This window comes from Leptospiraceae bacterium (assembly GCA_016708435.1).
Lineage (GTDB): Bacteria > Spirochaetota > Leptospiria > Leptospirales > Leptospiraceae > UBA2033.
On the sequence record JADJFV010000014.1, the window covers coordinates 105,501 to 111,711 of the forward strand.

Sequence of the window (6,211 nt, forward strand, 5' to 3'; positions counted from 1 at the left end):
CCACAAATTAAAAGCTTAAAGCAAAAATGTATTGTCTTTCTCACATAAAGAGATCTTTTGAACTAAACGGAGTAAAATTTTAAGGATTAGTCAGGACGGAAGATACATTGCCTACCGAGCACATCTTGCGGACTTGCAGTCTTCTAAACGTTCTCCGATTCAAAGAAGGAGTAATACTGTATGATGAAGTGGCTAATATCATTATTCTCAACTAATAAGGAAAAGCAATTACTTCCGTCCGATCTGCATTATGCGTGTGGAGAAGAAGGAAGCATTGAGACTTTAGCAAAACTCTTAGAATCAAAACCAGACTTAGAAAAAAAAGATGCTCAGAGAAAAACTCCCCTCTTCTGGGCAATTGAAAACGGAAGACTGGACTGCTTCGAACTTCTTTTACAATCCGGAGCAAATCCAAATGCTCAGGATGAAGACGGAGTGACCTGTCTTAATATTGCTCTATCGTCTAACGGTCTCTCTGAATTCTCAGATGCTCTTAAGCGATTCAATGTAGACCCTACTATCAAGGATAAGCATGGTAAGCTTTACTTGATGTAAAGCTTTGGGGACGAGACAGTATTTTCTCATCAACTCTAATCTTACGAAGTAGGCAAAGTTTCTCGTTCTAGAAATTTGCATTCAACTTCTCCCATAATTCTCTCCCATTCTATCCTACAAATTAAAAGCTTAAAACAAAATTGGACTTTCGTCTCTCTCATAAAAAGATGTTATGAACTAAGACAAGAACGAACTTGCCTGAAATAAAACGTTATTCTTTCCTAACTTTCTAATGCTTCTCATTTCTGGCAATAGGAATTATGCAGCCGAATTCGATTTTTTCTCAATTCCAATTCTAAATAATATAAAACATAAAATGGCTGTGATCGGTGTGCCTAATAGTGTTTCTACCATGGTTTTGGCGACCAAGTTGCCTATCGTATTGATAAAAAATACAACACAAAGAATCCAAATCAATGATTCTACAATTAAATTACTTTGCGTAGTTTGAATATGTTTTCTTTTTAATACTATAACCCAATAACATAATAACTGAACTACCAAGGAAATTATTTCAAAGACTAATAGCTCTTCTTTAGTCTGCATCCTCCCACCCCATAAATATTCGAGAGGCACAATATTAAACGCCACAATTCCTAGGATAACTGCAAAATGGAATAAAGAAAAAATTCCAAATAATACAAGGCATATTCTTATGGCTAATTCAAAGTTAACCGCACTTCTAATTTTTTCCAATATACTTTTCATTGATTCTCCTTAATATGAATTTTCTTTCTAGTAATTTGCATCCAACTTCTCCCATAATTCTAACCCATTTTTTCCTACGAATTAAAAGTTTAAAGTAAAAATAGATTGTGTCTCTTTTAGAATGCTTTGAAATTAAAGGAGATAAATTTTTATACATTTAAATTCCTCTGTAAGAATTTCGAAACACGGAAGTCGAGAAACCTACTACTAAAATATCCTAGTGTTTGTTCCTACTCCAAACATGCCCGCACCTAAAATGCCGCATAACGTTAAGAGTATCCGACGTGACTTTGAAACTCGAAAGTGCGGTAGCACCTTTTGAGTTTCAAAGTCATGTCTCCAAGCCGAACTAATACTAGCAAGTCCCGTGATTTCAAATTTTTTCCCTAAGAAAAAGTTTTGGGGCATAGCGGGCGGACGAAGGCACTGGACTTGCGTAAGTTCAACAAAAATACTACAAAGTTTGACTAATATGAATATGCCGGCTTGGAGCAAGGTGACGGACAGCATCCGATATAGTCCGTTACCGCAGTGGATACTCGCAGTTAGGCGAAGGTTTGCAGAACTTTTTACTTATAGTCCTCTGGCCAACATTCAGGGTATTCCTTGATTTTTTTTAAAACTTTACTATGAACCGCTAATGTAAAAGCTAATGAAGTATAATGACCGTTTTCCTTAGTCTTTTCTATATCAAAAACATCTGCTAGGAAATATTCCTTTAATTTACCCCTTAATATTCCTTCTATTTCTTTTCCTTTAATTTTTCTAGTTAAAATTTTTCTTTGATATTTTCCCTTTTTGGTTCTAGGAGATTCTGCTTCAACGCAGACTAACTTATACTTTTGTTTTTTTTTATCTTGGTATCCGTAATGGATAAAAGTATCACCGGATAGAACTTCTATAACTTTTCCTTTCTGAATCCAATCGGGGAGAATTGGACTTAGAAAGCAAAACAAATAAAGGAGCAATACTAGGTTGCTTTTATTATCCACGGACTGTAAGTCTCTTCAAATTTATACTCGTAATTTGCGCCATACCAAGTATCATCTGTCAATATAACTTTTTCTATGTTACCCGTATTATCTTTAATTTCTTTTATACCTGTTGCTACAACATAATGTCCGGTATCTTTTTTTGTATAAATTCTAACTACATAACCTGCTGAAAGATATTTTTCAATATCATCTTTCTTAATGGAAACGGCTACGAAGTCTTTACCTCTCATTCCTGTATGAAGAGCATAATCAGAGACTTCAGAAATTTTTTTGGCAACGACTGCAAATCCTCCGGGACTAAGTTCAATTTGCCCCTTACTAAGTTTATACATCCCTCTTAAACTATCATTGAAGGTATTTGGAATTCGATATTTACTTTTTTTCAGAGATTTTTTATACTCAGACGGAGCATCGCTTGCTAAATGTAGATTTGTATATGTTAATTCAAAACGTCTTCTGCTCATATTCGGCTCAATTATTCCAAGTGATTTAAAGATATTAACTACACTTGCGGCATAACACTCAAGTCCAAAAGCATGCTTTGCTTGTAAGAAGCCTAAGTAATTAAACTTTCCACTTTCTTTTTGATTGGTTGCGAAAGGATTTCCGCCAAATTCAGCTTTATTAAAAAACGGATTGTATTTTAAATTTTCTTTAACTATTGTATTACTATCAATTGACTGTGCTTGAGTCTCTTCCTTTTTACTTAGATATAAAAAAGCAAGAGCACCAATTCCAGTCCAAAATAATAGACCTGCGTATGGATTTTTTCTATTTTTCATATTTTACCTAGGCTACGCAATATGTCCCATGTAAATAAAATGTCAATAATATTTCTCCAAGCCTAAACATCCTAAATAATATTACTATGTCACATTCTCTATTTAAAGATTTTCTGCAAACTTTCGCATAACGTTCAAGAGTAGCTGACGTTGAAAAAATGACAAGAAAATTCCCCAAGAATTTTTCTTGTCATTTTTTCAATGTCTCCAAGCCGACCAACTACTAGCAATGTCCTGTGACTGAACGGATGGCACGCAAACTTGCTCTTTTCTGCAAGTTTCGTGACAGTAGTGAAGGCACTGGACTTGCGTAAGTTCAACATAAAAACTGCAAGATGTGGCTAATACAACTAAGCCGGCTTGGAGCAAGAGAGTGAACAGCATCCGAACATAGTTCACTCTCTTAGCGGATACTCGCAGTTAGATGCCGTTTGCTTAATATATTAACATTACATTTGCTATATAGGAAAATACTCTCGCTTAATGTTAATGTCTACCCCAAAATTCTTATGCCTAAGAAATAAGTTCCTTCCCATAGTATTCAATATGTATTATTGCTCCATGGGTAAGTTATTGGATAGACTTAAATTTATTCCTTTAGGATATTTAGAAAACTCTGCCACGCATTATACTCAAAATTTCTAAATTTATTTCTAAAAAATTGATTTTTACTTAGAGTAACATTGGCAAGTTCATTCAAGCATTCGTCTATTAGCTGAGTTAACCCCAGACCCGAATGATGGATTTCAAACCACCCTAGTTTCTTAAGAATTTTATCGATCTGGTTGTTTTCATCATCATTCATTATATGATTGAGTAATTCAAATTTAAGTTTTATTTCGTCATTTATTTTTTTATAAAAATTAAATTGGTAAACATCACCGTAATTGTCATCAGTGTATTCTAATTTATAATTAGATTTTAATAGCTCATGGTTTTGAACAAGGCACTCTATGAATTGAATAAATGTTTTTTGCCTATCTAACTTCTTTAATAAATCTCTTATTTTTTTATCCATTTGCATGACTAACCGATTTCACCCTCAGAATGTCCATTCTGTTATATAGGAAAATACTCTCGATTAAAGTTAATGTCTACCCAAAAATTCTTATGCCTAAGAAAAAATATTTCCATAGGTTTCTAGAAAACTTTTACTATATATTTCATGGAAATCCAACCAATGATTTTGCCAAATTGAATTTTAAAGTCATGTCTCCGAGCCACTGGACTTGCGTTAGCTTTCCAAATAAACTAAAAAATTTCACTTAAACAACCAGCCGGCTCGGAGCAAGAGAGTGAACAGCATCCAAACATAGTTCACTCTATTAGCGGATACTCGCAGTTGTGCGGTGTTAAATACTTCTTAATATTTTTGAAGCAATTCAATAAATTTTGGATTTTCTAAAAAAGATTTTATGATTATTTGAATTAAGAAATATAGGTTTTCAATTATTTTTTCAAAATATCCTTCTGAATCTTCAGGATCTTTATTTAACTTCTTTTTAAGGTTTTCTTTATATTTCATTACACCTTTAAAATCACCATGTGCTATCATTGATCGCAATTTATAAATTTCTTTCAGCTTTATTTCCCAATATTCTAGGTTACAATTTTTACTCTCGTAGTTCAATAAAATAAGCATTTTTAAAACAAACTGTTTATTAATAGAATCTTCAATATTAAATCTATTAAAATCAGGATTATGAGTTAATAACATTTCTATGATACTTACCAATGTTATTATGACGTAATTTGGATCTTGAATTTCATTGAGGGATGTATTTAGAAGGCTACCAATATAATTAATTTTATCTGGATAATCCTTGTAAACTGTACCAATGAGGTTGGAAATTAATTTAATGTTTGAAAGATGCTTCGGAAAAGAAAGCCATAGTGCAATACTTGAAGCTTCATTCTTTTCTTCGTTTGAATATTGTCCCATATAGAATATGGTAAAATTTAAAGCTACTTGAGAATTTATTTTTCTGGATGGAATATCTTGATCGCTGGTTAAAAGTAGCATACTCGATCCATTATATCCATCGAAATTAGATACTAAAAGTAGTGATAGACAATGTAAATAATTAACAACAGAATTTACTTTCTCTAAATAAGGATGGTCATCGTCAAGTAATACAAATGGCAGACTACCGGTTGATTCAAATATTTCATCTCCTTCTTCTTGAATACTTTTATTAAAGCCATCATCATCAAATCTAACTATAACACATAAACCAGCAATAATTATAAATGGATTTTCGATTCCGCTATTTTTTTTGAAATAATTTCCTATTTCTCCTTCTATTTCTGATAATTCCTTAACAATATGTCTGGCTTTTTTTATATTTACAGACCAAGCAGATTCAACACTAAAATTTGCTTCTAAAAACTCAGCAAGAATAACTGTTTCCGACTGATTTGGATTTTCTAATTTTATTTTCAAAGTTTTGCATAATTCTATTGGTTCGTGTATAGGATAGAAAAATCTTGTTAATAATATATTCATTATATTCTGTTTCTCAAAGTATTTAATGCCGCCTAACGTTAAGCGTGTCTGACATGACTTTGAAACTCGAAAGTGCGGTAGCACCTTTTGAGTTCAAAAGTCATGTCTCTGAGCCAACAACTACTAGCAATGTCCTGTGACTGAACGGATGGCACGCAAACTTGCTCTTTTCTGCAAGTTTCGTGACAGGAGTGAAGGCGCTGGACTTGCATAAATCTGACAAATATACTAAAAATTTTCACTTTCACAACTAAGTCGGCTTGGAGCAAGAAGCCACATCTTCTCGTGGCTTCGCAGTGGATACTCTTTGTTATACGCAGAAAGCGCGCTACAATAAAGCTATTTTAATAGTTCCTTTAATTTATCTTGTAATATCTTTTTTCTTTCAGTAATAAATTCTTTGAAGTTATTTAATTCAAGATTTACATCCGGTATCAAATGTTCTTCAAGAAATCTCCTTTTTTCATAATTCTTTGTTTGGTTCGTAACCCATAAAATTAAATCGGAAGAATTTTTTTGACATATTTTCATTTGCATCAAGCATTTTGAAGATTTAAAATAGAATTATATACTCCCCAGCCAAACTCTTGTTTATCATTATCCGATAAATCATCATATTTTGCGGCTGGGTGCATATGATCAAATGAAATTATTATTCTTATAAT

At 32.7% G+C, this 6,211-nt stretch carries 8 protein-coding genes; 1 reads left to right on the forward strand and 7 read right to left on the reverse strand.

What is annotated here, in order from left to right; translation table 11 throughout:
• Positions 1 to 180 precede the first annotated feature (180 nt).
• Positions 181 to 555: an ankyrin repeat domain-containing protein gene (locus IPH52_16680; GenBank protein MBK7056646.1), complete on the forward strand. Its 375-nt coding sequence runs from the start codon at positions 181 to 183 to the stop codon at positions 553 to 555.
• A 258-nt stretch (positions 556 to 813) separates the two neighbouring features.
• Here IPH52_16680 and IPH52_16685 read toward each other — a convergent pair whose 3' ends face one another.
• The 7 genes from IPH52_16685 to IPH52_16715 form a co-directional block, all read right to left on the reverse strand.
• The gene (locus tag IPH52_16685) at positions 814 to 1,263 is read right to left on the reverse strand and encodes a hypothetical protein (GenBank protein MBK7056647.1); all 450 of its coding nucleotides are present in this window, start codon (positions 1,261 to 1,263) and stop codon (positions 814 to 816) included.
• On the reverse strand, positions 1,238 to 1,420 hold the full coding sequence (locus IPH52_16690; protein ID MBK7056648.1) for a hypothetical protein: 183 nt from the start codon (positions 1,418 to 1,420) through the stop codon (positions 1,238 to 1,240). Before IPH52_16690 ends, IPH52_16685 begins: the two co-directional genes overlap by 26 nt.
• Before the next feature lie 412 nt (positions 1,421 to 1,832).
• The gene (locus IPH52_16695; protein MBK7056649.1) at positions 1,833 to 2,255 is read right to left on the reverse strand and encodes a hypothetical protein; all 423 of its coding nucleotides are present in this window, start codon (positions 2,253 to 2,255) and stop codon (positions 1,833 to 1,835) included.
• Complete coding sequence (locus IPH52_16700) at positions 2,234 to 3,040, reverse strand: hypothetical protein (GenBank protein MBK7056650.1); 807 nt, start codon at positions 3,038 to 3,040, stop codon at positions 2,234 to 2,236. The genes IPH52_16695 and IPH52_16700 overlap by 22 nt, the downstream gene beginning before the upstream one ends.
• Before the next feature lie 589 nt (positions 3,041 to 3,629).
• Complete coding sequence (locus tag IPH52_16705) at positions 3,630 to 4,058, reverse strand: hypothetical protein (GenBank protein ID MBK7056651.1); 429 nt, start codon at positions 4,056 to 4,058, stop codon at positions 3,630 to 3,632.
• A gap of 345 nt (positions 4,059 to 4,403) precedes the next feature.
• Positions 4,404 to 5,546, reverse strand: a complete 1,143-nt coding sequence (locus IPH52_16710) for a hypothetical protein (GenBank protein ID MBK7056652.1) — start codon at positions 5,544 to 5,546, stop codon at positions 4,404 to 4,406.
• Between the two features lie 339 nt (positions 5,547 to 5,885).
• The gene (locus IPH52_16715; GenBank protein ID MBK7056653.1) at positions 5,886 to 6,077 is read right to left on the reverse strand and encodes a hypothetical protein; all 192 of its coding nucleotides are present in this window, start codon (positions 6,075 to 6,077) and stop codon (positions 5,886 to 5,888) included.
• Between the last annotated feature and the right edge of the window lie 134 nt (positions 6,078 to 6,211).